This is a genomic window from Aurantimonas endophytica, from assembly GCF_014196845.1.
GTDB classification, from domain to species: Bacteria; Pseudomonadota; Alphaproteobacteria; order Rhizobiales; family Rhizobiaceae; genus Aurantimonas; species Aurantimonas endophytica.
In genome coordinates this window covers 256,992-279,635 of record NZ_JACIEM010000006.1, presented here as the reverse complement: position 1 = coordinate 279,635, position 22,644 = coordinate 256,992, and the positions used below count along the sequence as shown (strand labels likewise).

Here is a 22,644-nt window from a genome sequence, read left to right as displayed (position 1 = left end):
GTGGCACGTAAGGGGGCCTATAGCCCACTTGCCGACCGCGCGCGACACCGGAAGGCTGAGCCCTCGGCGCCAATCGTCATGCCGAACGCAAAAAGGGCCGCCCTAACGGGCGACCCTCCAAACTCCCCGCCGTCGGTGAGACGTCGGGACGGTTATGTCGACTTACTGCACTGCCTCGGTCGAGGACTCGTCCTGCAGAGCCTCGCCTTCCTGCGACTCGGGCGCATTGTCCGGCGAGAAAGTCGCACCGGAGCCGGGCACGATCGGTGCGTCGGCAGAAGGAGTTGCCGGCGTCGTGGCGCTCGTCGTGTTCGCGTCGGTGCCTTCCGCGACGCTTTCGCGCTCGGCGGCATTGTTCAGGTCACGCTCGGCATCGTTGCCGGGAACGATCGTCGCCGACTCGGGCGTGCCGCTGGTCGGGGCCGACGAAGTACCCGGCTCTGCGGCCACGGCCTCACGCTCGGCAGCGTTGTTTTCCTGGATCACCGCCTCGGAACCCGGCACATCCGGCGCACCGGTCTGCGCGAAAGCCGGCATTGCGAAAGACGAGGCACCAATCAGCATGGCAGAAATGATTGCGGTCTTCTTCATGTCGTAAAACCTTTCATAAAGTGCTGATCTCGCGAATTCGTCGCGATGTCAGCAAACGGTGTCACACACCATGATCAGTGGTAGAAACGATGCAACGCCATCAGGGTTCCATCGTAGAGGACATTGTCACGATCCAGAAAAGGGAGCGGATCGTACCCTCGTTGTGAAATTCAATGCATCAATCGCTCGATGGTTCCACCCAATCTGTTTGGGCGGGTGAGGCAACCGTCACGAGCGGGTCGCCCCCACCAACCCCTTGAGGCGATAGAGTGCGTCCAGTGCTTCGCGTGGCGACAGCGCATCCGGATCGAGTGCGGCGACCGCTTCGCACACGGGAGACGGCGGGGCCGCTACCGGCGGGTCGGCGCGCCGGGACATCGCCGAGAACAGCGGCAGGTCGTCGACCAGGGCGGTGCGGCGCCCGGCCTGCTCCCCCTTCTCCAGCTCCTCCAGCACGTGCCGTGCCCGCTCGACCACTGCGGGCGGCAGACCGGCCAGCTTGGCCACCTGGATGCCGTAGGAGCGATCGGCGACCCCCGGCTTGACCTCGTGCAGGAAGACCACGTCGCCCTCCCACTCCTTCACCCGCATCGTCGCGTTACGCATGCGGGCAAGGCGCGCCGCCAGCGCCGTCATCTCATGGAAATGCGTGGCGAACAGCGCCCGGCAGCGATTGACCTCGTGCAGGTGCTCGACGGCGGCAAAGGCGATCGACAGGCCGTCATAGGTCGCTGTGCCCCGACCGATCTCGTCGAGAATGACCAGCGCCCGCTCGCCGGCCTGGTTGAGGATCGCCGCGGTCTCGACCATCTCGACCATGAAGGTCGAACGGCCCTCGGCGAGATCGTCGGAGGCGCCGACCCGGGAGAACAGCCGGTCGACCACGCCGATGTGGGCTTTCGTCGCCGGCACGTAGGAGCCGACCTGGGCGAGCACGGCGATCAGCGCGTTCTGGCGCAGGAAGGTGGACTTGCCGCCCATGTTCGGACCGGTGATCAGCCAGATCGCCCCCGCCGAGCCATCGGCCGGCGGCGAGAGGTCGCAATCATTGGCAACGAAGGGGTGGCCGCTGCCCGCTTTCAGCGCCGCCTCGACCACCGGGTGGCGACCGCATTCGACGGCGAAGGCGAGACTGTCGTCGACCACGGGCGCCACCCAGTCGTCGGCGACGGCGAGTTCGGCGAGCGCGGCGGAAACGTCGAGCACCGCCAGCGCCTCTGCCCCCTGCCGCAGCGCGTCGGCCGCCGCCTCGACCTGACCTGCCAGGCTGTCGAAGCATTCGAGTTCGAGCCGCAGCGCTTCGGCAGCGGCGCCGGCGATGCGGCTCTCGAGCTCAGCCAGTTCGCTGGTCGAAAAGCGCATGGCCGAGGCCATGGTCTGGCGATGGACGAAGTCCCCAACGCCGACCAGCGCCCGGCCCTTCTCGTCACCCACCTCGATGAAATAGCCGAGGACGTTGTTGTGCTTGATCCGCAGGTTGCGGATGCCGGTCTCGGCGGCGTAGCGGCCCTGCAGCTCGGCGACGACACGGCGGACGTCCTCGCGCAGCGTGCGCGCCTCGTCGAGCGCCGGCAGCGCCCCCTCCCGCACGAAGCCGCCGTCGCGACGCTGCAGCGGCACGCTGTCGGCGAGCAGCCGCGACAGCTCTTCCAGGAGAGCGGCGGGCAGCGCCGCGAGAGCTTTTCGGCGCATCGCCAATTCCGAAGGCAGGTCGTCGCCGAGCATCGCGCCGATCGCCAGGGCCGCCTCCAGCCCGTCGCGGATGGCAGCGAGATCGCGGGGCCCGCCCCGGCCGAGCGACAGCCGCGACAGCGCCCGCTCGATGTCCGGCAGGCCGGAAAGCGCCTCACGCAAGCGCTGGCGCAGCGCCGCCGCGTCGACGAACCAGCCGACCGAGGCCTGGCGCTCGCGGATCGCCGCCGGATCGGTCAGCGGTGCCGCGAGCCGTCCGGCGAGGAGACGCGCGCCCGGGCCGGTGCGGGTGCGGTCGATCACGGACAGGAGGCTGCCCTGGCGCTTGCCGGCGGTCGTGCGAGTCAGTTCCAGCGACGCCCGCGTTGCCGGGTCGATCTGCATCAGCGAGCCTGCGACGATGCGCTCGGGCCGCTGCAGCCCCGGACGCGCCGCCATCTGGGTCTTGCCGAGATAGGCGATCAGGGCGGCGGCGGCCGACAATTCGGTCCGGCCGAAGCCGCCGAACCCTTCCAGCGTCGCGACGCCGAAGAAGCGGCAGACGCGCTCCTCGGCGGTGGTGCCGTCGAACAGGGTCTGCGGCTCCGGCTGGATCCGCCGTCCGTAGCGCCGGAACAGTGGCTGCAGCGACGGGTCGTGGAACACCGGCTCGGCGACGACGATCTCGCTCGGCTCGATCGCCGCTATGTCCGCCTCGAGCTGCATCCGGCTGGATTCGGCAAGGCGGAACGTGCCCGTCGACAGATCGGTCCAGGCAAGCGCATAGGCGGCGTTCTCGCCGCTACCGCCGAGCCGCGCCAGCGCCATCAGGAAGTTCGGCCGGCCGGGATCGAGCAGCGCTTCCTCGGTGATCGTGCCGGGGGTCACCAGCCGGACGACGTCGCGCCGCACAACCGACTTGCCGCCGCGCTTGCGGGCTTCCGCCGGATCCTCGATCTGCTCGCAGACGGCGACGCGGTGGCCGAGGCCGATCAGGCGCTGCAGATAGTCGTCGGCCGAGACCACCGGCACGCCGGCCATGGGAATATCGGCACCCAGATGCTTGCCGCGCTTGGTCAGCGCGATGCCGAGGGCGCGCGAGGCTTCCGCCGCATCGTCGAAGAACAGCTCGTAGAAGTCGCCCATGCGGTAGAACAGCAGGCAATCCGGATTGGCCGCCTTGATCTCGATATATTGCGCCATCATCGGCGTCGGGGCCGCGTCCTTGTCGATCGTCATCGTCCGGATCGATCCTCCCTCGCCGGCCAAAGGCCCGCCTGGCTGCCGGGCTTTGCCTGCCCCGGCTTAGCTTTGCGGCCATCGCGAGAAAAGGGGAAACGCCGACAATCCCAAGGCGAGGGCACCCGAGACATGAAGTTCCCTGCCGGCGCCGGCCAAATTCCGGGATGATTGGTCGATCCCGGGGTCCACGGCGCTTCTCGCGACGACGTGATCGATGCAGCCCCATGGCGGACAATCGGCAACAGTTGCGCGCCGATAACCGACGCGCCATCTTCTGGCTGGTCAGGCTCCGTTCATCGGGGATAGGGCAAGGGTGTTGTCGCGCCCGCCCCCTGGCGTCGGACGCACAAGGACAGATGCATGATGTCGAGAACCCTTCTCCTGGCCCTCGCCCTGCTGGCTGCGTCGGTGGGCACGCCCGCCGGAGCGCAGGACAGTGTCAACGTCCTGCAGTTCGCCCTGGCCAACCCGACCGACAATGCGCAGATCGCCACGCCACCATCGCTCGGGGACTCAGTCCCGCAATCGGTGGCGCTCAGGCAGCCCGATCCCAACTCGTCGCTGGCCTATTTCTACTATAACGGCCAGCCGGTCATCGTCGACCTGAAGACGCGGAGCGTCGTGCGGGTCGGCCAGTAGGCGGCGCCCGAAAATGGGCTAATCGCGGGCAGCGCGGCGTCAGGCGGCAAAGCGCCCGGCGTCGGCACCGTAATGGCCGATATAGCGCGGATTGATCCGCTCCCGCGGCAGCACGACCAGAACGTCGGTGGTGCCGAACTGGTGGTCCACCACGGCGCCTTCGCCGATATAGCCGCCGATCCGCAGATAGCCCTTCAGCAGCGGCGGCAGATCCGACAAAGCGCGGCGCGGGTCGGCGATCTGCACGCTGCCCGACAGGAACGTGCCGCGGCTAGGCAGGGCCCGGACGTGCCACTCCGCCGGCGCCGAGGCGTGTTCCCGCAGGAAGGCCAGGCGCGCGGCCAGAGCATCGGGATCGGTGCCGGCCAGCGAGGCGCAGCCGAACATCGCGTCGATGTCGTGGGCGATCACGTAGCTCCAGATGCCCTGCCAAAGCAGTTCGACCGTGCGCTTGCCGCGATATTCCTTGAGGACGCAGGATCGGCCGAGCTCCAGGAAGCGCTTGCCCGCGTGGCGGGCCAGCATCGGCGCGATGTCGAACTCCTGGGCGGTGTAGAATCCGCCGGCGAGCGCCGCAACATCGCTGCGCATCAGCCGGTAGGTGCCGACGATCCGCTCGGCGATCGGGCCGGGGCGCGCCTGGTCGATCACCAGGAGATGGTCGCAATAGCGGTCGAAGCCATCCCGGTCGCGCCGCGTCATCTTCTGGAACTTGGACGGCTGGGCGCTCATCTCCTCGTAGAAGACCCGGTAGCGCAATTGCTGGGCCGCCTTGACCTCGGCGGGGCCACGGGCCAGCCGGACCTCGAGCTGGCCGATGCGCCCGAGCGTCGGCGCGGCAGGATCGAAACGCCGCACCAGATGGCGCATCTTCGCCGGCACGAAGCCCATCACGACGCCGCCGAAATTCAGCGAGGTCGGTGTCAGAGCCAGATCCAGCTTCGTGCTCTCGGCTGCCATCGCGTCCTCCGTCGGGCCGTCCCATGCCATTAGCCCATACGGCCACTCGGCGAAAATTTTGTGACTGGCCCGGCGCCATTATCGCAAATGCGCTGCCCTTCAACAATGGACGGTTCGCCGGTCATCGCATGTTCACGACCACACGGCCCCGGATCCGGCCCTCGACGATCTCCTTCGCTGCGTCGATGATCGCCTCGAACCCGATTTCCGTGGTGATGGCGCGCAGCCTGGAAGCGTCGAGATCGCGGGCGAGCCGGCTCCAGGCCTCGACCCGCCGCTGCTTCGGCGCCATCACCGAATCGATCCCGAGCAGGGAGACGCCTCGCAGGATGAAGGGCGCGACGCTCGCCGGCAGATCCATGCCCTGGGCGAGGCCGCAACAGGCGACCGCACCTCCATAGCGCGTCGCGGCCAGGACGTTGGCGAGCGTATGGCTGCCTACCGCGTCGATGCCGGCGGCCCAACGCTCCTTGGCGAGCGGCTTGCCGGGTTCCGACAGCTCCGCGCGGTCGATGATCTCGGCAGCGCCGAGGTCGCGCAGCCAGTCGGCCTCGCCGGTGCGACCCGTCGAGGCGATGACGTGCCAGCCGAGCCCCGACAGCAGCGCCACGGCGACGGATCCGACGCCGCCCGCCGCGCCGGTGACCACGACCGGGCCGCGATCCGGTGTCATGCCGGCCCGCTCGAGCGCCAGGACCGAGAGCATCGCCGTGTAGCCGGCCGTGCCGATCGCCATCGCGTCCATCGCGGTGAAGCGGTCAGGCAGTGCCACCAGCCAGTCGCCGTTGAGCCGGGCTCGCCCGGCATAGGCCCCGTGATGTGTCTCGCCGACGCCCCAGCCATTGAGGATGACGCGGTCGCCGGCCTGCCAATCGGGGTGCGAGGAGGTGATGACGGTCCCGGCAAGATCGATGCCGGGGACCAACGGCCAGTGTCGTACCACCGGCGCCTTGCCGGTGATCGCCAGCCCGTCCTTGTAGTTGACGGTGGTCGCCTCGACGGCAACGTCGACATCGCCGTCCATCAGCTGATCCGGCGTCATCTCGACGATGTCGACGGACTGGTTCCTCGCCTCGTCGCGGGAGATCAAGATCGCCCTGAATGTCTCGCTCATCGCATCCTCCCGGCCGCCGGCGAGATGCCGGCGGTGTCATCTGAGACGAAGGGCGGCCCCAGCGGTTGTCAATCGCCGGGCGTGGCTTCGTTCGCCCGGCGGGCCCGGCGTGCCTCGCGGGGTGCGAGGATGAATTCGTCGGCGAGGATGATGATGGCGCCGACGGTGATGAAAGCGTCGGCAAGGTTGAAGACCGCAAAGTCCCAGACCGGGGTGTGGAAATAGATGTAGTCGACGACGTAGCCGAGGCTGACGCGGTCGATGAGGTTGCCGATGGCGCCGCCGACGATGATGGCGAGGCCGAAATGCGTGAGCCGGCGCTCGGCCGGCGTCTTGTACCAGAGATAGAGGACGACGATCAGCACGACACCCGCGATCAGCGACAGGCTGACGTCGCTGAGGCCCGAGAACATCGAGAAGGCGATGCCGGTGTTGCGGGCGTGGTAGAGCGCCAGGAAGGGCAGGATCTCGATCGCCTCCCCGAGCCCCATGGTGGCGACGACCAAAGCCTTGATCGCCTGGTCGGCGACAACGGCCAGGATGACGATGACAAGGCCGGAAACGAACAGGCGGCGGTTCAAAGGCTGAGGCTCCCGCGCCGTGCCTCGAACAGCATCACGCCGGTGGCGATGGCAAGGTTGAGGCTGTCGGCGCGGCCCGCCTGAGGGATGCGCACGAGCACGTCGCAGGCCTTGGCCAGCGCCTCGGTGAGGCCCGCCTGCTCGTTGCCCATCACCAGCAGGGTCGGCTGGGCATCGTATTTCGGGGTCCGGTAGTCGACCGTTCCTTCCATATGGGTGCCGACGACGAGGCCGCGGAAGCGGGCGCGCCATTCGAGGAACTCCGCCTCGCTCACCCGCGCCAGCGGCACGGAGAAGATCGAGCCCATCGTCGCCCGTACGGTCTCGAGCGAGAACGGGTCGACGCTGTCGCCGATGACGATCACGCCCTTGGCGCCGACCGCGTCTGCCGTCCTGAGCACGGTGCCGAGATTGCCGGGGTCGCGCACCCGGTCGAGCGCAACCACGACGTCGCCCTTGCCAGCTTCCAGGCGGGCGAGCGGCGTCACCCGCCGCTTGAAAACGCCGACCGCGCTCTGCGGGTTGTCGCGCCGGGTGATCGCCTCCAGCACCTTGTTGTTGGCTTCCAGCACGTCGGCGCCGAGCGCGACCGTCCGGGCGGCCGTGCGCTCCAGCAGTTCGTGGCCGGAAGCGGACTTGGCGATGACCAGCGTCTGGATCTGCCAGCCGGCGTCGAGCGCGTCGACGACGAGCTTCAGTCCCTCGGCGAGAAACAGCCCGGTCTCCTCGCGATGCCGCTTCTGGGCCAGCGAACGGATGTCCTTGACGATCGGGTTGGAGACGCTGGAGACCTCCTTGACCCGGCCAGGTGCGCTCGTAGGCGGGAGCCGGGTCCGGCCGTCCGTTGGGGGCTTGTCAGACATGATCGGGGGTCCAGCGGCAGAAGAGGGAAGTTGAGAGGAGGCGCGGCTCGTCGCCGGCCTCGCGAATGACGAGTTCGCCCGATTCGGCGGTGCCGCCGAGGCCGCGGAAGGCCTCGCCGGTCAGCGCCGACAAGGCATAGAAGGACGCCCGGATCGAATAGGCGGTGAGGATGACGAGAAGCGGCCGGTCCGACAGCAGGGCGCGGGTCAGCGACAGCAGATAGGGCAGGTCCTCGAAGAGCTGCCAGACCTCGCCCTTGGGGCCGCGGCCGAAACGCGGCGGGTCGAGCAGGATCACGTCGTAGCGGCTGCCGCGCTTGACCTCGCGCTCGGCGTAGCGGACCGCGTCCTCGCAGATCCAGCGGATCGGGCTCGATTCCAGGCCGGCGACCTCCTGGTTCTCGCGCGCCCATGCGATGGCCTTCTTGGAGGCGTCGACATGGGTGACCTCGGCGCCGGCGCGGGCACCAATCAGCGAGGCGACGCCGGTATAGCCGAAGAGATTGAGCATGCGCACCGGGTGCTGGCCGCCAGCGAGCGCCGCGGTGATCGCCGCCTCGGTCGAGCGCCAGTGCACCGCCTGTTCGGGAAACACGCCGACATGGCGATAGGAGGTGAAGCGGCCGAGATAGTCGACGCCGTCCTGGACGAGCGGCCAGGTCTCGCCCCGCGGCTCGTGCGGAAAACGCCACCGCCCGGTGCCTTCCTCGTCGGTGTCGCCGGTGAAGATCGCATCCGCCGCATCCCAGGTGGCCTCCGGCAGGCGCTTCTGCCAGATCGCCTGGTTCTCCGGACGGCGGACGGTGAGCGGGCCGTAGCGCTCCAGTTTCTCGCCGGCGCCGGAGTCGAGAAGCGCGTAATCGGCCGAGGGCTCGACGGTGAGGATCACCGGCTCGCGCGGCACCGGGCGGGGGCCGGTCGGGCGCGGCAGGTCGAGCGCCCGCACCGGCGGGTCGCCGATGGCCGGTCTCGTGCGGGGCGCATCGTCGTCGCCCTGCGGACGCGGCGCGTCAGTCGGCCGGGCGCGCGGGCCGCGCGATGCCGCACCGTTCGGGCTCGAATCCGTGTGATGGCCGGGCCGCCGCGCTCGCGCCAAGGCAAACTCCATGCTTTCGATATCAGGGGTTAGGTCATTAGCGGTTCCGGCATGCTTGGCAAAGCCGGCAGAAACGTGATTCTAGATCCTGCGACGAAGGAGCGGCGCCGACATGCATCGGCGCAAGGGAGGGTTTCGATGGATCTCAAGGGCGAATACCGGCTGCCGGCACCGCGGGAAACGGTCTGGGCGGCACTCAACGACCCGGATGTGCTCAGAAGCTGCATCCCGGGCTGCGAAAGCCTGGAAATGACCGGCGACAACATGATGGCGGCGACGGTGACGATGAAAATCGGGCCGGTGAAAGCGAAATTCTCCGGCGAGGTCCGGCTGGAGAACATCAACGCGCCGGAGAGCTACTCGATCGTCGGCGAAGGCAAGGGCGGCATTGCCGGCTTCGCCAAGGGTGGCGCCGACGTGCGGCTCGAGGAAGACGGCGCCGAGACGATCCTCACCTACGAGGTCAACGCGCAGGTGGGCGGCAAGATCGCCCAGCTCGGCGGACGGATGATCGACTCCACCGCCAAGAAGCTGGCCGGCCAGTTCTTCGACTGTTTTGTCGAAAAGGTTTCAGGCCCGCAGACGGCGCCCGAGGGAGAAGCCGTCACGGCGTGAAGACCCGCCGCGCTGGCGTCGCTGTCGCAAGGCGCGGCGTTCAGGCGGCCTGGGAGGTGACCAGAGCGGTCGACCCGGAACCGGCGCGGGCCCGTTCTTCCTCGATCTGGCGAAGCCTGGCGCGGCTTTCGTCGGCCTCGCGGCGCAGCCGTTCGACCTCGTATTTGCGCTTCCACGACTTGCGGCGGTAATGCGCCTGGGTGAACCAGGTGCCGAGGCCGCCGAGGACGACGCCGAGAATGACGGCGCCCATCAGCAGGATGAACAGCGGCGCGGCGAAGGCGAATTGCGGCAGGGTGCCGATCGGATCCAGCGAGACCGGGACCATCTGGCGGTTGGCGACGCAGAACACCACCAGCAGGATCGCCAGCGGAATAAGAATGACGAGGGTGAGAATTCTCGAGATCATGGGCTCCGCCTCGCGCCCGTCCCGTCACCGGGTCCGGGCTCTGTTGCCGGCAGCGTCCGCCGCCATCGGCTCAGAAACAAACATGGGCGCCGCGCCCGGGCCGTCAACGCCCGAGGGCGCCTCGTGCCGGCCTTCGACGCCTAGCGACCGTTGAGCCGCTCGCGCAACTCCTTGCCCGCCTTGAAGAACGGCACCCACTTCTCTTCCACCTCGACGGCCTCGCCGGTCCGGGGATTGCGCCCTGAGCGGGGCGGCCTGTTCTTGACGGAGAAGGCCCCGAAGCCGCGCAGCTCGACGCGGTTGGAGTCACAGAGCGCTGCGGTGATCTCGTCGAAGATGGCGTTGACGATGGTCTCGACGTCGCGCTGGTAGAGATGGGGGTTGCGGCTGGCGATCGCCTGCACGAGTTCCGACTTGATCAAGACGAGTTCCCCTTCCCGAGACCTGTCGCGCCGCCTCGGACGCTGCTTCGGCCATGGTGCCGCGCCCGTCCCAGACGGCCGATCGAAACCCGGGCCATTTCCATCACTTACTGCGACGTCACACGTGTTCGTGAAGGCTGCCAGAGCGACACCAGCCCGTCAAGGTGACCGGCCCGCCGCAGCAGCGCATCCTCCAGCGAGGCCGCCCGCGGGTCGAGACCCAGCGCCGCGAAGACGCCCGAACGGGCCTGGGTGAAGATCGAGAAGAACCCGTCGCCCTCCTTTTCGGGCTCGCGGTCGACGAAGTCGAGGCCGGCCGGCACCCCGCGCTCGGCTTCGAGCCATGCCCGCACCTCGTCCTCGCCGCCCAAGGCGTCGACCAGACGGTTCTCCAGGCCCTGATGACCGCTGAACACCGAGCCGTCGGCCAGCACCAGAGTGTCCGCCTGGCTCAGCCCGCGGCGCTCGGCGACGAGGGCGACGAACCAGTCATAGGTATCCATGACCAGCCGGCCGATCATCTGCTTGGCTTCCTCGCTCGCCGGCGCGAAAGGTGACGGCTCGGCCTTCAGCGGCGCCGACTTGATCGCATTGACCTCGACGCCGATCGTGTTCAGCAGCGTGGAGGCGTCGACATACTGAAAGATCACGCCGATCGATCCGACGATCGAGGTCCGCCGCGCGACGATGTGGTCGGCGCCGGCGGCGATCATGTAGCCGGCAGATGCCGCCAGCGTCCCGACTTCCGCCACGACCGGCTTTACCGCGGCAATGGCACGTACTGCCTCGTAGATCGACTCGCCGCCGACCGTCGTGCCGCCGGGAGAGTCGATGCGCAGGACCACGGCCTTGACGGAATCCTCGTCCTTGAGCCGTTCCAGGAGTTCCAGGAGCTTGCGATCCTCCAAAATCATGCCCTCGATCTCGACCCGCGCGATCTGCTCGCGCGGCAAGATCGTGCCCTTCCAGCCGAACAACGGAACGGCGAGGACGGCCAGCGCGACGACGACGATTGCCGCCACCCGCCAGAAGCGCAGCTTGCCGCGCAGGCGGCGGCGGTCGATCAGATCCTCGGTGGTTGCGGCCATCTCGGCCTCCCTCGCGTTTGACTGCGCGAGCGTTAGCTTGAACCGGGGTGCCTGTGAAGGCTCACGAAACGTTCATTCCCTATGGTTAGGAATATGCCGCAGTAACTGGGCGCCGACGTAAAAACCCCATATTGGTGTGAAACGCGTCCCATCACGGTTCGCCGACGTCTCAGTCGCCTCCCATCCGGAAGCGGGCGACGGATCGGGGAAAGCTTGATCACGGTGCAGATGAACAACACGCAGGCGCCCTCCGCGACTCCGGCTTCGCCGCTCGCCCCGACCGCGAGCCGCAGCGAGCGCGAGTTCGCGCGGGCACGGCGCCATTCGCGCCTGGTGCGCCGTCTGAAGATCGCCCTCCCGCTGACCGCCGCGATCATCGTCGTGGTCGGCGTCGTCACCACCTGGCTCGCCCGCAGCCTGCCGGGAGAAATCTCGGTGACGGGGACCTCGATCCAGGACGGACGCGTGGTCATGCAGGATCCCCGCATGTCCGGTGTCGACAGCCAGGAACGGCCGTACGAGATGCGCGCCGAACGCGCATTCCAGTCGCTGACGGGCGGTGGCGTCGATCTGGAGAAGGTCGCTGCCACGCTGTTCGTCGGCGACGACACCACCGCCGACATCACCGCCGCCGCCGGCTTCTACGATTCGGAAACCAACAAGCTGCGGCTGACGGACGGGATCGAGGTCGAGACGAGCAACGGCATCGCGATCCGGCTCGCGACGGCCGACATCGACCTTGCCGCCGGTTCCATGCAGGGCGGTGGCCCGGTGGAGATCGACACGCCCAACCAGACCATCCGATCCAGCTCCCTCAACGTGTCCGAGGGTGGTAAAGTCCTTTCCTTCGGCGGCCGGGTGAAGATGGTGATTGCGCCGTCGCAGCCAGGGTCGGACGACAAACAAGCCTTCAAGAGCGAGTAGATCATGCAAGCCTTCGTCCTACGTCGCGCGGCGCCATTCGTCGCGGCTGTCTTCCTCGCTGCGGTCGGCGCCCCTGGCGCTTTTGCCCAGGAAGGGCTCGGCAGCAGTTTCACCGGCCTGCAGCTCGACGGCGACCAGCCGATCTCGATCGAATCGAACCTGCTCGACGTCGACGACGCCCAGGCGGTCGCCACCTTTACCGGCAATGTCGCGGTGGCGCAGGGCGACACCGAGCTGCGGAGCGGCAAGCTCGTCGTGCATTACAAGAAGCCCGAGGACGGCGAGGCCGCACCGGCACGCGGCGGTGCGCTGCCGGGCGGCTCGAACCAGATCGACCGGCTCGAAGCGACCGGAAAGGTCTACGTCAAGTCGGTCGACCAGGTGGCGACCGCCGAACAGGCCTCGTTCGACATGACCAGCCAGCTCGTGGTGATGACCGGCAATGTCGTGCTCAGCCAGGGCGAGAACATCGCCGAAGGCTGCAAGCTGACGATCCAGATGGATACCGGCCTCGCTCGCCTCGAAAGCGCCTGCGGCGAGGGCGGCAGCAACGGCCGAGTGCGGCTCATGCTCAGCCCCGACGGGCAGTCCGACGGCGCGGCGACGAACTGAGGCCGGCTGCGTGACGATCGCACAGACCGCCCAGCGCGCCGCCGCCGACGTGGCGGACAAGCCGCGGGCAGGCCCGCCGTCCGCTGCGGCCGGCAACAAGGCCGGCCCGCGCTTTGCCAACGCCGAGGGAACCCTCGTCGCAGCAAACCTCACCAAGACCTACCGGGGCCGGCGCGTCGTGGACGATGTCGGGATCGCGGTGCGACGCGGCGAAGCCGTCGGCCTGCTCGGACCGAACGGCGCCGGCAAGACCACCTGCTTCTACATGATCACCGGGCTGGTGCCGGTGGACAAGGGCAACATCCTGCTCGACGGGCACGACATCACCCAGATCCCGATGTATCGCCGCGCCCGGCTCGGCATCGGCTACCTGCCGCAGGAAGCCTCGATCTTCCGCGGCCTCTCCGTCGAGGACAATATCCGCGCCGTGCTCGAAGTGGTCGAGAAGGACAAGGCGACGCGCGAGCGGGAACTGACCAGCCTGCTGCAGGAATTCAACATCGAGCACCTGCGCAAGCAGGCCTCGACGTCGCTCTCCGGCGGCGAGCGGCGGCGCTGCGAGATTGCGCGCGCGCTGGCCTCCAAGCCGACCTTCATGCTGCTCGACGAGCCCTTCGCCGGCGTCGACCCGATCGCCGTCTCGGACATCCAGGGCCTGGTCCGGCATCTCACCAAGCGCGGCATCGGCGTCCTGATCACCGACCACAACGTGCGCGAGACGCTGGGCCTGATCGACCGGGCCTACATCATGCATGCCGGCGCCGTGCTCACCCACGGCAGCCCGCAGCAGATCGTCGACAATGTCGACGTGCGGCGATTCTATCTCGGGGACCAGTTCAGCTTCTGACGTGCGTCGGGCCGCCTCGCGCGGTTCCGATTGACAAGGAAGTTCGACAGCCGCTTTGATGCGGGGATGGCGCCGTCACCCGCATCGTGCGGGACAAGGGGGTGGCGCCGGACCCGACGCGGGCTGCCCGAAAGGGCGGGCCGACCGGCTCCAGGCGAATTGATCGGGGTTCATGGCTCTTTCGGCCCGACTGCAGATGCGGCAGACCCAGTCGCTGGTGATGACACCCCAGCTGCTGCAGTCGATCCGTTTGCTGCAGTACAGCCATCTGGAACTGCAGAGCTTCGTCGAGACCGAGATGGAGCGCAATCCGCTGCTCTCCTACGAGCCGGCGAATGCCGTCGCCGACCCGCCCGTTCCGCCGCCTGTCCAGGATACAAGCGAGCGTCAGGTCACCGGTGCGGAAAGCGACGGCGCGGCTTATGAGAGCGGCTTTTCCGGGCGCGAGGACGATCCCGTCTCCCGGCCGGCACGCGGCCCGGCCCCGGCGACGCGGGGCGAGGGACGGATCCTTGCGGCGGATGGCGATTTCAGCATCGACGACCTAGCCGAACGCCGGCCGTCGCTGCACGCGCACGCGCTGAACGAGGTCGCCGACGCGCTGGCGCCCGGCATCGAGCGCAAGCTCGGCGAAGCCCTGGTCGAGCATCTCGACGAGAACGGCTATCTGTGGCGGGCGACGGAAATCGTCGCCGCCGAGCTCGGGGTGGAGGTCGGAACGGTGGAGGCGGTCCTGGCGCAGCTCCAGCGTGAGGCGACGCCGGCCGGGCTGTTCGCCCGCGATCTTTCGGAGTGCCTCGCCCTGCAGCTGCAGCGTCAGGACCGGCTCGATCCGGTCATGCGCACCGTCCTCGCCAATCTCGACCTTCTGGCGCGCCGCGATTTCGCGCAACTGCGCCGCCTGACGGGCGAGGACGAATCGGGGCTGATGGAAATCCTCTCCGAGATACGCGCGCTGGACCCCAAGCCCGGCCATGCCTTCGATCATCACGGGCCCGAAGCCATCGTTCCGGACGTGCTGGTCACGGCAGCCGCCGACGGCGGCTGGCAGGTCGAGCTGAACCCGGAGGCCCTGCCGCGCGTCCTCGTCGACAACGACTATCTGAAGATCGTGCGTCGCGGCCGGCTTTCGGACGAAGACCGCAGCTTCATCGGCGAGTGCCACCAATCGGCGAACTGGCTGATCCGCTCGCTCGACCAGCGGGCAAAGACGATCGTGAAGGTCGCAAGCGAGATCGTCCGACGCCAGGACGGCTTCCTGACGCGCGGCATCGGCGGCCTGCGCCCGATGACGCTGATGTCGGTCGCCGAGGCGATCGGCATGCACGAATCGACGGTCAGCCGCGTCACCGCCAGCAAGTTCATCTCCACCCCTCGCGGCACCTTCGACATGCGGTTCTTCTTCACCGTGGCGATCGCCTCGGTGAATGGCGGCGACGCCCATTCGGCCGAGAGCGTCAAGCACCGGATCAAGCTGCTGATCGACGCCGAGAGCCAGGGCAAGGTCATGTCCGACGACGACATCGCGGCGGTGCTGCGGGATGAAGGCATCGACCTCGCGCGGCGCACTGTGGCGAAATATCGCGAGGCACTGGGAATCCCCTCGTCCATCCAGCGCCGGCGCGAGATGAACGCGCGCCGGCTGGCGTCCTGACGCATGGAAGCGGCCGCCCCGGTATCGGCGGGATGGCCCGTCGGCAGGAGGGCCGCGCGTTGACACCCCTGGCGAAGGTTCCTAGAAGGCGCCACTTCTCCATTGGGTTCGAGCCTGCCGCCCCGACTACACGCCCCTACGAAATACGACGCCGACACGGCACCGAAGGGCGTCGCCAGACGTTTGTCGTAGAATGGGCAGAACCGGTGCCAGGTCACCGCAAGGGAGTTCAAGAATGAGTATTCGCGTTTCGGGCAAGCACATGGACGTCGGCGAGGCGTTCCGCGCACGGATCGAGCAGCGGCTGGGCGATGCCGTCGACAAATATTTCGACGGCAATTTCTCCAGCACCGTGGTCGTCTCCAAGGACGGCCCGCGCTTCTCCACCGATTGCACCGTGCATCTAGACACTGGAGTGGTGTTCCAGGCCGCCGGCCAGGCGCACGATCCGGAAGCCTGTTTCGCGGATGCGGCCGAACGCATCGAGAAGCGCCTGCGGCGCTACAAGAGGCGCCTGAAGGATCACCATCTGCATGCCAACGGGCAGCAGCGCGACATGGCGTATTCGGTCATGGCGGCGATTCCCGACGAGCCGGAAGACGAGGTCCCGGAGGATTATTCTCCGGCGATCATCGCCGAGACGACGCTCAAGGTCGGCACGCTCTCGGTGGCGGGTGCGGTGATGGAACTCGACCGGCAGGACGGACCGGTGGTCCTGTTCCGCAATGCCAAGTCGGGCGACCTCAACATCGTCTTCCGCCGCCCGGATGGCAATTATGGCTGGGTAGACCCCTCCTCCTACGCCAAGGCAGGCGACGCTTGAGCGCCACACAAGCTTTGTCGGCCAGGGTGACGCGCTCCGCAGCAAGAGGCAGTTCAGCGATGGATTTCGAGATGCTCATCGAACCGGCCGCGATCCTGCCGGGCCTTCGGGCCAACTCCAAGAAGCAGGTACTGCAGGAGTTGGCCGAGAAGGCCGCAGAGCTGACCGGCCGGCCGGAGCGCGAGATCTTCGAGACGATCCTTCAGCGTGAGAAGCTCGGCTCGACCGGTGTCGGCAACGGCATCGCCATCCCGCACGGCAAGCTCGAAGGCCTCGACCACATCGTCGGGGTCTTCGCCCGGCTCAGCCGTCCGGTCGAGTTCGACGCGCTGGATGACCAGCCGGTCGATCTTGTCTTCCTGCTCCTGGCGCCGGAGGGATCCGGCGCCGACCACCTGAAGGCGCTGTCGAAGGTTGCCCGTCTGCTGCGCAATCCGGAAACGGTGGGCCAGATCCGGGCCTCGCGCGATGCCGGCGCGATCTACGCGCTGATGACCAGCGCCTCGGCCAAGAACGCCGCCTGAGGCCGCGCCCGCCCGAGACTGCTTCTCCAGAACCCACCAGACCCCCAAACGAAAAAAGCGGACGTGCCCGCCGGGCCGCCCGCTTTCTCGAAAAACGATCGTCGTTCGGCGATCAGTGGATGCTCACCGTCCGCAGCTCGTTCTCGTCGGCGCTGGCGAGGATGCTGCCGCGGTCGTCGGAGACCGCGAGCGGCGTGCCGTCGGCGGAGAACAGCGCCCAGAGCCGCAGGCCCGGCCGGATGGCCTGGGCGGTCGGGAAGCGGGCGCGAATGTCGTCGGAAGACATCTGGCGCAGATAGGCGAGATCACCCTCGCCGATGGCTGCCAGATCGGCCTCGCTGATAGCAATGTTGTGGTCGATCATAACGTTTCCTTTCAAGGCCAACGCGGGACCCGGTCAGTCTTCGACCGCAATCTCGATTTTCCGGATGATCCGCTCCGGTTCGGGCTTGGCGAGGTCAATGAGCAGCAGGCCGTTCTTCAGCTGCGCGCCGATGATCCGCATTCCCTCCGCCAGCAGGAAGCACTTCTGGAACTGCCGCGCCGCGATACCGCGGTGCAGAAACTCCCGTTCGGCGTCGTCGTTCTGCCGTCCGCGGATCAGCAGCTGGTTTTCCTCGGTCGTCACCTCGAGGTCCTCGGGACGAAACCCGGCCACGGCGAGCGTGATCCGGATCAGATCCTGCGGGGCATCGGACGACACCGAAGCGCGGACGCGTTCGATGTTGTAGGGAGGATAGCCGTCGCCGGCCTTTGCTATGCGTTCGAGCGTCTTCTCGACACTGTCGAAGCCGAGCAGCAACGGGCTGGAAAACGGCGTCATACGGCTCATGGGCGTACAAAGTCCTTTGACAAGCGACTTGTCGGAGAAGCGGCCCGTTTGCGGCACCGCCTTTCCTCTACCCGGCTCATATGGCGTTCCGATCGTTGCCCTTCAATGCGTTGTCGTCTTCGTCACGGATGGTTGCGCAGATCAGTTACGCATTCCTCAACGGCGCCAGACGGATCACCAGCGCCCTCGAAAGAGCGCTGGCGGTGATCAGGACGCCGTGCCGGTCGCGCCCGGCTTGAAGGCCAGCGCGACGCCGTTGAGGCAATGGCGCTTGCCGGTGGGTGCAGGCCCGTCGTCGAAGATATGGCCGAAATGACCGCCGCAGGTGGCGCAGTGGACTTCCGTGCGCGGCAGGATCAGCCTGTAGTCGGTGCGGGTCTGCACCGCCTCGTCCGACAGAGGCGCCCAGAAGCTCGGCCAGCCGGTGCCGGAATCGAACTTCGTCTCCGACGAGTACACCGGCGTGTCGCAGCCGGCGCAGGCATAGAGGCCGCTCTGCTTGTTGTCGTTGAGTTCGCTGGAAAACGGCCGTTCGGTCGCCTCCTCGCGCAGCACGGCAAACTGTTCCGGGGTCAGGCGCTGGCGCCATTCCTCGGGTGTGAAGGATACCGGAAACTCCGACTCGCTCGCCGCCCGGCTGCGGCTGAACAGCCCGCCACCGATCGCGACGACCGCGGCGGCGGCTCCCGTCAACAGAACGTTGCGCCTCAGCATGCTCGATCTCCTTGCTCGGTTCGTCGGGCTCGGGACTGCGTCCCGCAGCGTGAGATGGTCGGCATTGCCGGCCGTTACCGCAAGGGGGACACCGGGAGCGCACCGCATTGTGTTCGGCGCCTGCCCGGCAACAGCCCCTGGATGGGAAGCCGCAGGCTCCGCGCCATCCCGGGGGACGATGCGGAGCCCGGTTCCCTGGCCGGCGCCGATGCGCGGCCAGGTCTTGATCAGTCCGCGGGCATCAGGACGGTGTCGATGACGTGGACGACGCCGTTCGACTGCATCACGTCCGCCTGCTCGACCGTCGCCTTGTTGCCCTGCGCGTCCGTGACGATGATGCTGTCACCTTCCATCGACAGGCTGATAGTCTCGCCCGCCACGGTCGGCGCCGGGTGCTCGCCGCCATCGTCCTCGATCATCTTCATCGCGGCCTCGGACGTCGCTGCCGCCGGGACCACGTGATAGGTCAGGATCTTGGTCAGCTGTGCCTTGTTCTCCGGCTTCAGGAGCTCCTCGACGGTGCCGTCGGGCAGCTTCTCGAAGGCCGCGTTGGTCGGCGCGAAGACCGTGAAGGGACCCTCGCCGCTCAGGGTCTCGGCGAGACCGGCAGCCGTGACGGCCGCGACCAGCGTCGAAAGGTTGGGCGCCGCCGAGGCGTTCTCGACGATAGTCTTGGCCGGGTCCATGGCGACGCCACCGACCATCGGCATGTCCTGCGCCACGGCGCCGGTGGACATGCCGGCGGCGCTGACGGCGATCAATGAGGCGAAGGCGGTGCTGCGGATGAGGGTCTTCAGCATGATGGTTTTCTCCCTGTGTTGCCGGTCCTGGGACCGCCGCTTCCGTGGGGAAGTCGCAACAGTTACGGGAGGCCGGACGGCAGGGCTTCGCCTTTGCTCATCACAGTAAGTTTGGGCCGACGTGATGCTCCGGGCGGAACGATCCGCGAGTGAACATTCCGCAACGCGCCGGCTCAGTCGGCCACCGGGCCGCGATTGCGCTTGATGTCGCCGCGACCCTTCTTCGCCTTCAGCCGCCGCTCGACGGAGCCGCGGGTGGGCTTGGTCTTGCGACGCGGCGGCGGCGGCGGCTTCAAGGCTTCGCGCACCAGCTCGGCCAGCCGTTCGCGGGCATCCTCGCGGTTGCGGTCCTGGCTGCGGAAGCGCGACGCCTCGATCAGTATGTCGCCGTCCTTCGTGGCACGCCGACCGGCAAGCTTCAGCAGCCGTCGTCGCGCATCCGGCGGCACAGCCTCGCAGCGGGAGGCCTGGAAGCGCAGCTGCACCGCCGTCGACACCTTGTTGACGTTCTGCCCGCCCGGTCCGCCGGCACGGATGAACTGCTCCTCGAGAGCGGCCTCGGGGATGATCACCCGGCTGGTGACCTGAAGATCGTTCGCGGCTGCCATGACGGGGCGGTCTTCCTCCTTGCGGGCGGCAGCACCAGCCGCCCCCGAGGAGATAGCCGAGAATCGCCGTAAGCGGGAGCGCGATCCTCAGGAAACGGCGACGCCCCGGCTGGATGGCCGAGCCGCCCCCGTCTCAGACAAGGGGTGGCGCAGCGGCGCCTACTCGGCCGCGAGCTGCAGGTTCGGGGCCGCGTCCATCACGTCGCGATCGACATGCTGCTCGAACTTCTCGAAATTGCGGCTGAACATCTCGACCAGCTTGCGCGCCTGCGCGTCGTAGGCCGCCGTATCCGCCCAGGTCGAACGCGGATCGAGGATCGCACTGTCGACCCCTTCGACCGCCACCGGGACCTTGAAGCCGAAATTGGCGTCGGTGCGAAACTCGGCGTTCTTCAGGCTGCCGTCCAGCACCGCTGCCAGCAGGGTCCGCGTCACGCCGATCGGCATGCGCTGGCCGGTGCCGTAGGCGCCCCCGGTCCAGCCGGTGTTGACCAGCCAGCAGTCGACCTCGTGGCGGGCGATGAGGTCACGCAGGAGATTGCCGTATTCGGACGGGTGCCGGGGCATGAACGGCGCGCCGAAACAGGTCGAGAAGGTCGCCTCCGGCTCGGTCACGCCCTTTTCGGTCCCCGCCACCTTGGCGGTGTAGCCGGACAGGAAGTGGTACATCGCCTCGGCCGGCGTCAGCCGCGCGATCGGCGGCATCACGCCGAAGGCATCGGCGGTGAGCATGATGATGTTCTTCGGATGACCGGCGCGCCCGGTCTCGCTGGCATTGGGGATGAAGTCGAGCGGATAGGCGGCGCGGGTGTTCTCGGTCAGCGAGGAGTCGGCGAAGTCCGGGACCAGATTCTTGTCGAGGACGACGTTCTCGAGGACGGTGCCGAAGCGGCGCGTCGTCGCGAAGATCTCGGGCTCGGCCTTGGGCGAGAGATTGATCGTCTTGGCGTAGCAGCCGCCCTCGAAATTGAAGATGCCGTCCTCGCCCCAGCCATGCTCGTCGTCGCCGATCAGCGTGCGGTGCGGATCTGCGGAGAGTGTCGTCTTGCCGGTGCCCGACAGGCCGAAGAAGATCGCCACGTCGCCATCGGGGCCGACATTGGCCGAGCAGTGCATCGGCATGACGCCGCGACCGGGCAGCTGGTAGTTCAGTGCGGTGAAGACCGACTTCTTCATCTCGCCGCCATAGGTCGTCCCGCCGATCAGCACGATATTGCGGGAGAGATCGCAGCCGATGACGGTCTCGGAGCGGCAGGCATGCCGTTCGGGATCGGCCTTGAACGAGGCGAGATCGATGACGGTCATGTCCGGGACGAAATCCGCCAGCTGTTCCACCGTCGGGCGGATCAGCAGGTTGCGGATGAACAGGGCATGCCAGGCATATTCGGTCACGACGCGGACGCGGATCGCGTTCTGCGCGTCGGCACCGCCGATGAGGTCCTGCACGAACAGGTCGCGACCGCGCGCATGCTCCTTGAAGTCCGCATAGAGCTGCTCGAAGGCCGCCGGTTCCATCGGCTTGTTGTTGTCCCACCAGACGACGTCGTCCGTGGCCTCGTCCCGCACGACGAACTTGTCCCTCGGAGAGCGGCCGGTATGCCGGCCGGTGGTGACGACCAGCGCGCCATGGGCGGTCAGCCGGCCCTCGCCCCGCCGGATCGCGGTCTCGACCAGTTCGGCCGACGGCAGGTTCCACCGCAGGGAAGACACTCCCTCCAGTCCGGTCGTCTCGATGCCGCTGTGCGGATTGCGCGTGCCGATCTCGTCCACGGTGATCTCCCCATAGAATTCGCGCGCCCCCGCCCGGAGCGGCTGCTTGCAGCTAGATACTGCGAAGGCGACCGTTCATCAAGCTGTCCCGCCCGAATTTCCTTAGCGCTGACAGGTAGTTAATCGATTTAGCAGTGTCATCTTCCGATTCAATCGGTTCGATGCTGGCGCGATGAACGCCGATCTTGGAAAATTTCTTTCGCGGAACTTTGGGGCGGACGCCGCGCTTCCTTTCACACGCAGAGCGTCAACCGAGGTGCGACGCGGGCTCCGGCGACGAACAAAACCCACCGGAAATCCTGAGGTTTTCCCCGGAATCTGACGTTACGTCTTTGTAATCTTCGCTTCCTGCCACATTTAGCGCAGATTGATGACGCGACTCGCGCCGTTCTGGACGGCCGCCGCCGATCGGCAGCCTTCCCGAACCTACGGACGGCAGGCGCCGCCGATAGAATGAGGCGCCGGCTGCCCACCTGACGGCCTCACGACCGCCGGGAGGGTGGAAACTGGAGAAGACCGCAATGCCAACGATCGCTCTTGTCGACGACGACAGGAACATCCTCACCTCGGTATCGATCGCCCTCGAAAGCGAGGGCTACCGCGTCGAGACCTACACGGACGGTGCGTCCGCCCTGGAGGGCCTGCAGTCGCGGCCGCCGCAACTGGCGATCTTCGACATCAAGATGCCCCGCATGGACGGGATGGAACTGCTCCGTCGCCTGCGACAGAAATCCGACATCCCCGTCATCTTCCTGACGTCCAAGGACGAGGAGATCGACGAATTGTTCGGGCTCAAGATGGGCGCCGACGACTATATCCGGAAGCCCTTCTCGCAGCGGCTGCTGGTCGAGCGGGTGCGGGCCATCCTGCGCCGCGGCCAGCCACGCGACAACGCCGGCAAGAGCGCCGCGGCCACGCCGGAATCCTCGCTGGAGCGCGGCCAGCTGGTGATGGATCAGGAGCGTCATACCTGCACCTGGATGGGCCGGCCGGTGACCCTGACGGTGACCGAGTTCCTGATCCTGCATTCCCTGGCGCAGCGCCCGGGCGTGGTGAAGAGCCGCGACGCGCTGATGGACGCCGCCTACGACGAGCAGGTCTATGTCGACGACCGCACCATCGACAGCCACATCAAGCGGCTGCGCAAGAAGTTCAAGGTGATCGACGACGACTTCGACATGATCGAGACGCTCTACGGCGTCGGCTATCGCTTCCGGGAAACCTGAAGCGGCGCAAAGGCCACCG

25 protein-coding genes are annotated in these 22,644 nt (G+C 67.4%); 9 read left to right on the top strand and 16 right to left on the bottom strand.

The genetic code is table 11. From position 1 onward, the window contains the following. Nucleotides 1-162 precede the first annotated feature (162 nt). Complete coding sequence (locus GGR03_RS21695) at nt 163-591, bottom strand: hypothetical protein (RefSeq protein ID WP_183210875.1); 429 nt, start codon at nt 589-591, stop codon at nt 163-165. Nucleotides 592-819: 228 nt separating this feature from the next. Further along, nucleotides 820-3,501, bottom strand: coding sequence for a DNA mismatch repair protein MutS (gene mutS / locus GGR03_RS21690; RefSeq protein ID WP_183210874.1), 2,682 nt, complete (start codon nt 3,499-3,501; stop codon nt 820-822). A gap of 363 nt (nt 3,502-3,864) precedes the next feature. On the opposite strand from mutS, the gene GGR03_RS21685 reads away from it, so the two are divergent. Next, nucleotides 3,865-4,143 carry a hypothetical protein gene (locus GGR03_RS21685; RefSeq protein ID WP_183210873.1) on the top strand — a complete coding sequence of 93 codons (279 nt, stop codon included), beginning with the start codon at nt 3,865-3,867 and terminating at the stop codon, nt 4,141-4,143. Nucleotides 4,144-4,182: 39 nt separating this feature from the next. Here the strand turns inward: GGR03_RS21685 and olsB are convergent, their stop codons facing one another. The 5 genes from olsB to GGR03_RS21665 all read right to left on the bottom strand — a co-directional run bounded on the left by olsB (nt 4,183) and on the right by GGR03_RS21665 (nt 8,757). Further along, nucleotides 4,183-5,103 (bottom strand): l-ornithine N(alpha)-acyltransferase, encoded by a 921-nt coding sequence (gene olsB, locus GGR03_RS21680; RefSeq protein WP_183210872.1) that lies wholly within the window; start codon nt 5,101-5,103, stop codon nt 4,183-4,185. A 121-nt stretch (nt 5,104-5,224) separates the two neighbouring features. Then, nucleotides 5,225-6,217 carry an acrylyl-CoA reductase (NADPH) gene (gene acuI / locus GGR03_RS21675; protein WP_183210871.1) on the bottom strand — a complete coding sequence of 331 codons (993 nt, stop codon included), beginning with the start codon at nt 6,215-6,217 and terminating at the stop codon, nt 5,225-5,227. 68 nt (nt 6,218-6,285) lie between these two features. Then, entirely contained in the window at nt 6,286-6,798 is a 513-nt protein-coding gene (gene lspA, locus GGR03_RS21670; protein ID WP_246368386.1) for a signal peptidase II, read from the bottom strand. Continuing rightward, entirely contained in the window at nt 6,795-7,661 is an 867-nt protein-coding gene (locus GGR03_RS24500) for a TrmH family RNA methyltransferase (protein ID WP_246368384.1), read from the bottom strand. Before GGR03_RS24500 ends, lspA begins: the two co-directional genes overlap by 4 nt. Further along, nucleotides 7,654-8,757, bottom strand: a complete 1,104-nt coding sequence (locus GGR03_RS21665; RefSeq protein ID WP_246368382.1) for an RsmD family RNA methyltransferase — start codon at nt 8,755-8,757, stop codon at nt 7,654-7,656. The genes GGR03_RS24500 and GGR03_RS21665 overlap by 8 nt, the downstream gene beginning before the upstream one ends. 138 nt (nt 8,758-8,895) lie before the next feature. On the opposite strand from GGR03_RS21665, the gene GGR03_RS21660 reads away from it, so the two are divergent. Next, nucleotides 8,896-9,372, top strand: a complete 477-nt coding sequence (locus tag GGR03_RS21660; protein WP_183210868.1) for an SRPBCC family protein — start codon at nt 8,896-8,898, stop codon at nt 9,370-9,372. Between the two features lie 40 nt (nt 9,373-9,412). On the opposite strand, the gene GGR03_RS21655 is transcribed toward GGR03_RS21660, so the two are convergent. The 3 genes from GGR03_RS21655 to sppA form a co-directional block, all read right to left on the bottom strand. Beyond that, a complete protein-coding gene (locus GGR03_RS21655) occupies nt 9,413-9,781 on the bottom strand; it encodes a lipopolysaccharide assembly protein LapA domain-containing protein (protein WP_183210867.1) in 369 nt (122 codons plus the stop codon). A 140-nt stretch (nt 9,782-9,921) separates the two neighbouring features. Next, nucleotides 9,922-10,203, bottom strand: a complete 282-nt coding sequence (locus GGR03_RS21650; RefSeq protein WP_183210866.1) for an integration host factor subunit beta — start codon at nt 10,201-10,203, stop codon at nt 9,922-9,924. 107 nt (nt 10,204-10,310) lie between these two features. Further along, complete coding sequence (gene sppA, locus GGR03_RS21645) at nt 10,311-11,291, bottom strand: signal peptide peptidase SppA (protein WP_183210865.1); 981 nt, start codon at nt 11,289-11,291, stop codon at nt 10,311-10,313. 228 nt (nt 11,292-11,519) lie between these two features. On the opposite strand from sppA, the gene lptC reads away from it, so the two are divergent. From lptC to ptsN, 6 genes are all read left to right on the top strand, one after another. Then, on the top strand, nt 11,520-12,215 hold the full coding sequence (gene lptC, locus GGR03_RS21640; RefSeq protein ID WP_183211076.1) for an LPS export ABC transporter periplasmic protein LptC: 696 nt from the start codon (nt 11,520-11,522) through the stop codon (nt 12,213-12,215). Nucleotides 12,216-12,218: 3 nt separating this feature from the next. After that, a complete protein-coding gene (gene lptA / locus GGR03_RS21635; protein WP_183210864.1) occupies nt 12,219-12,827 on the top strand; it encodes a lipopolysaccharide transport periplasmic protein LptA in 609 nt (202 codons plus the stop codon). A 16-nt stretch (nt 12,828-12,843) separates the two neighbouring features. Then, complete coding sequence (lptB, locus tag GGR03_RS21630) at nt 12,844-13,674, top strand: LPS export ABC transporter ATP-binding protein (RefSeq protein WP_418885002.1); 831 nt, start codon at nt 12,844-12,846, stop codon at nt 13,672-13,674. Between the two features lie 172 nt (nt 13,675-13,846). Then, a complete protein-coding gene (gene rpoN / locus GGR03_RS21625) occupies nt 13,847-15,328 on the top strand; it encodes an RNA polymerase factor sigma-54 (protein WP_183210863.1) in 1,482 nt (493 codons plus the stop codon). A 235-nt stretch (nt 15,329-15,563) separates the two neighbouring features. Then, nucleotides 15,564-16,151 carry a ribosome hibernation-promoting factor, HPF/YfiA family gene (gene hpf / locus GGR03_RS21620; RefSeq protein WP_183210862.1) on the top strand — a complete coding sequence of 196 codons (588 nt, stop codon included), beginning with the start codon at nt 15,564-15,566 and terminating at the stop codon, nt 16,149-16,151. A 59-nt stretch (nt 16,152-16,210) separates the two neighbouring features. Next, nucleotides 16,211-16,675 (top strand): PTS IIA-like nitrogen regulatory protein PtsN, encoded by a 465-nt coding sequence (ptsN, locus tag GGR03_RS21615; protein WP_163043161.1) that lies wholly within the window; start codon nt 16,211-16,213, stop codon nt 16,673-16,675. Nucleotides 16,676-16,787: 112 nt separating this feature from the next. Here the strand turns inward: ptsN and GGR03_RS21610 are convergent, their stop codons facing one another. The 6 genes from GGR03_RS21610 to GGR03_RS21585 form a co-directional block, all read right to left on the bottom strand. Further along, a complete protein-coding gene (locus GGR03_RS21610; RefSeq protein WP_183210861.1) occupies nt 16,788-17,039 on the bottom strand; it encodes a BQ00720 family protein in 252 nt (83 codons plus the stop codon). A gap of 33 nt (nt 17,040-17,072) precedes the next feature. Next, nucleotides 17,073-17,507, bottom strand: a complete 435-nt coding sequence (locus tag GGR03_RS21605; protein WP_183211073.1) for an Hsp20 family protein — start codon at nt 17,505-17,507, stop codon at nt 17,073-17,075. A gap of 207 nt (nt 17,508-17,714) precedes the next feature. Continuing rightward, on the bottom strand, nt 17,715-18,221 hold the full coding sequence (msrB, locus tag GGR03_RS21600) for a peptide-methionine (R)-S-oxide reductase MsrB (protein ID WP_183210860.1): 507 nt from the start codon (nt 18,219-18,221) through the stop codon (nt 17,715-17,717). A gap of 227 nt (nt 18,222-18,448) precedes the next feature. Next, nucleotides 18,449-19,021: a fasciclin domain-containing protein gene (locus tag GGR03_RS21595; protein WP_183210859.1), complete on the bottom strand. Its 573-nt coding sequence runs from the start codon at nt 19,019-19,021 to the stop codon at nt 18,449-18,451. 173 nt (nt 19,022-19,194) lie between these two features. After that, complete coding sequence (arfB, locus tag GGR03_RS21590) at nt 19,195-19,629, bottom strand: alternative ribosome rescue aminoacyl-tRNA hydrolase ArfB (RefSeq protein ID WP_183210858.1); 435 nt, start codon at nt 19,627-19,629, stop codon at nt 19,195-19,197. Between the two features lie 159 nt (nt 19,630-19,788). Beyond that, nucleotides 19,789-21,399: a phosphoenolpyruvate carboxykinase gene (locus GGR03_RS21585; RefSeq protein WP_183210857.1), complete on the bottom strand. Its 1,611-nt coding sequence runs from the start codon at nt 21,397-21,399 to the stop codon at nt 19,789-19,791. Nucleotides 21,400-21,920: 521 nt separating this feature from the next. Between GGR03_RS21585 and GGR03_RS21580 the strand changes: the two genes are divergently transcribed. Then, nucleotides 21,921-22,625 carry a response regulator transcription factor gene (locus tag GGR03_RS21580; protein ID WP_183210856.1) on the top strand — a complete coding sequence of 235 codons (705 nt, stop codon included), beginning with the start codon at nt 21,921-21,923 and terminating at the stop codon, nt 22,623-22,625. The last annotated feature ends 19 nt before the right edge of the window (nt 22,626-22,644 follow it).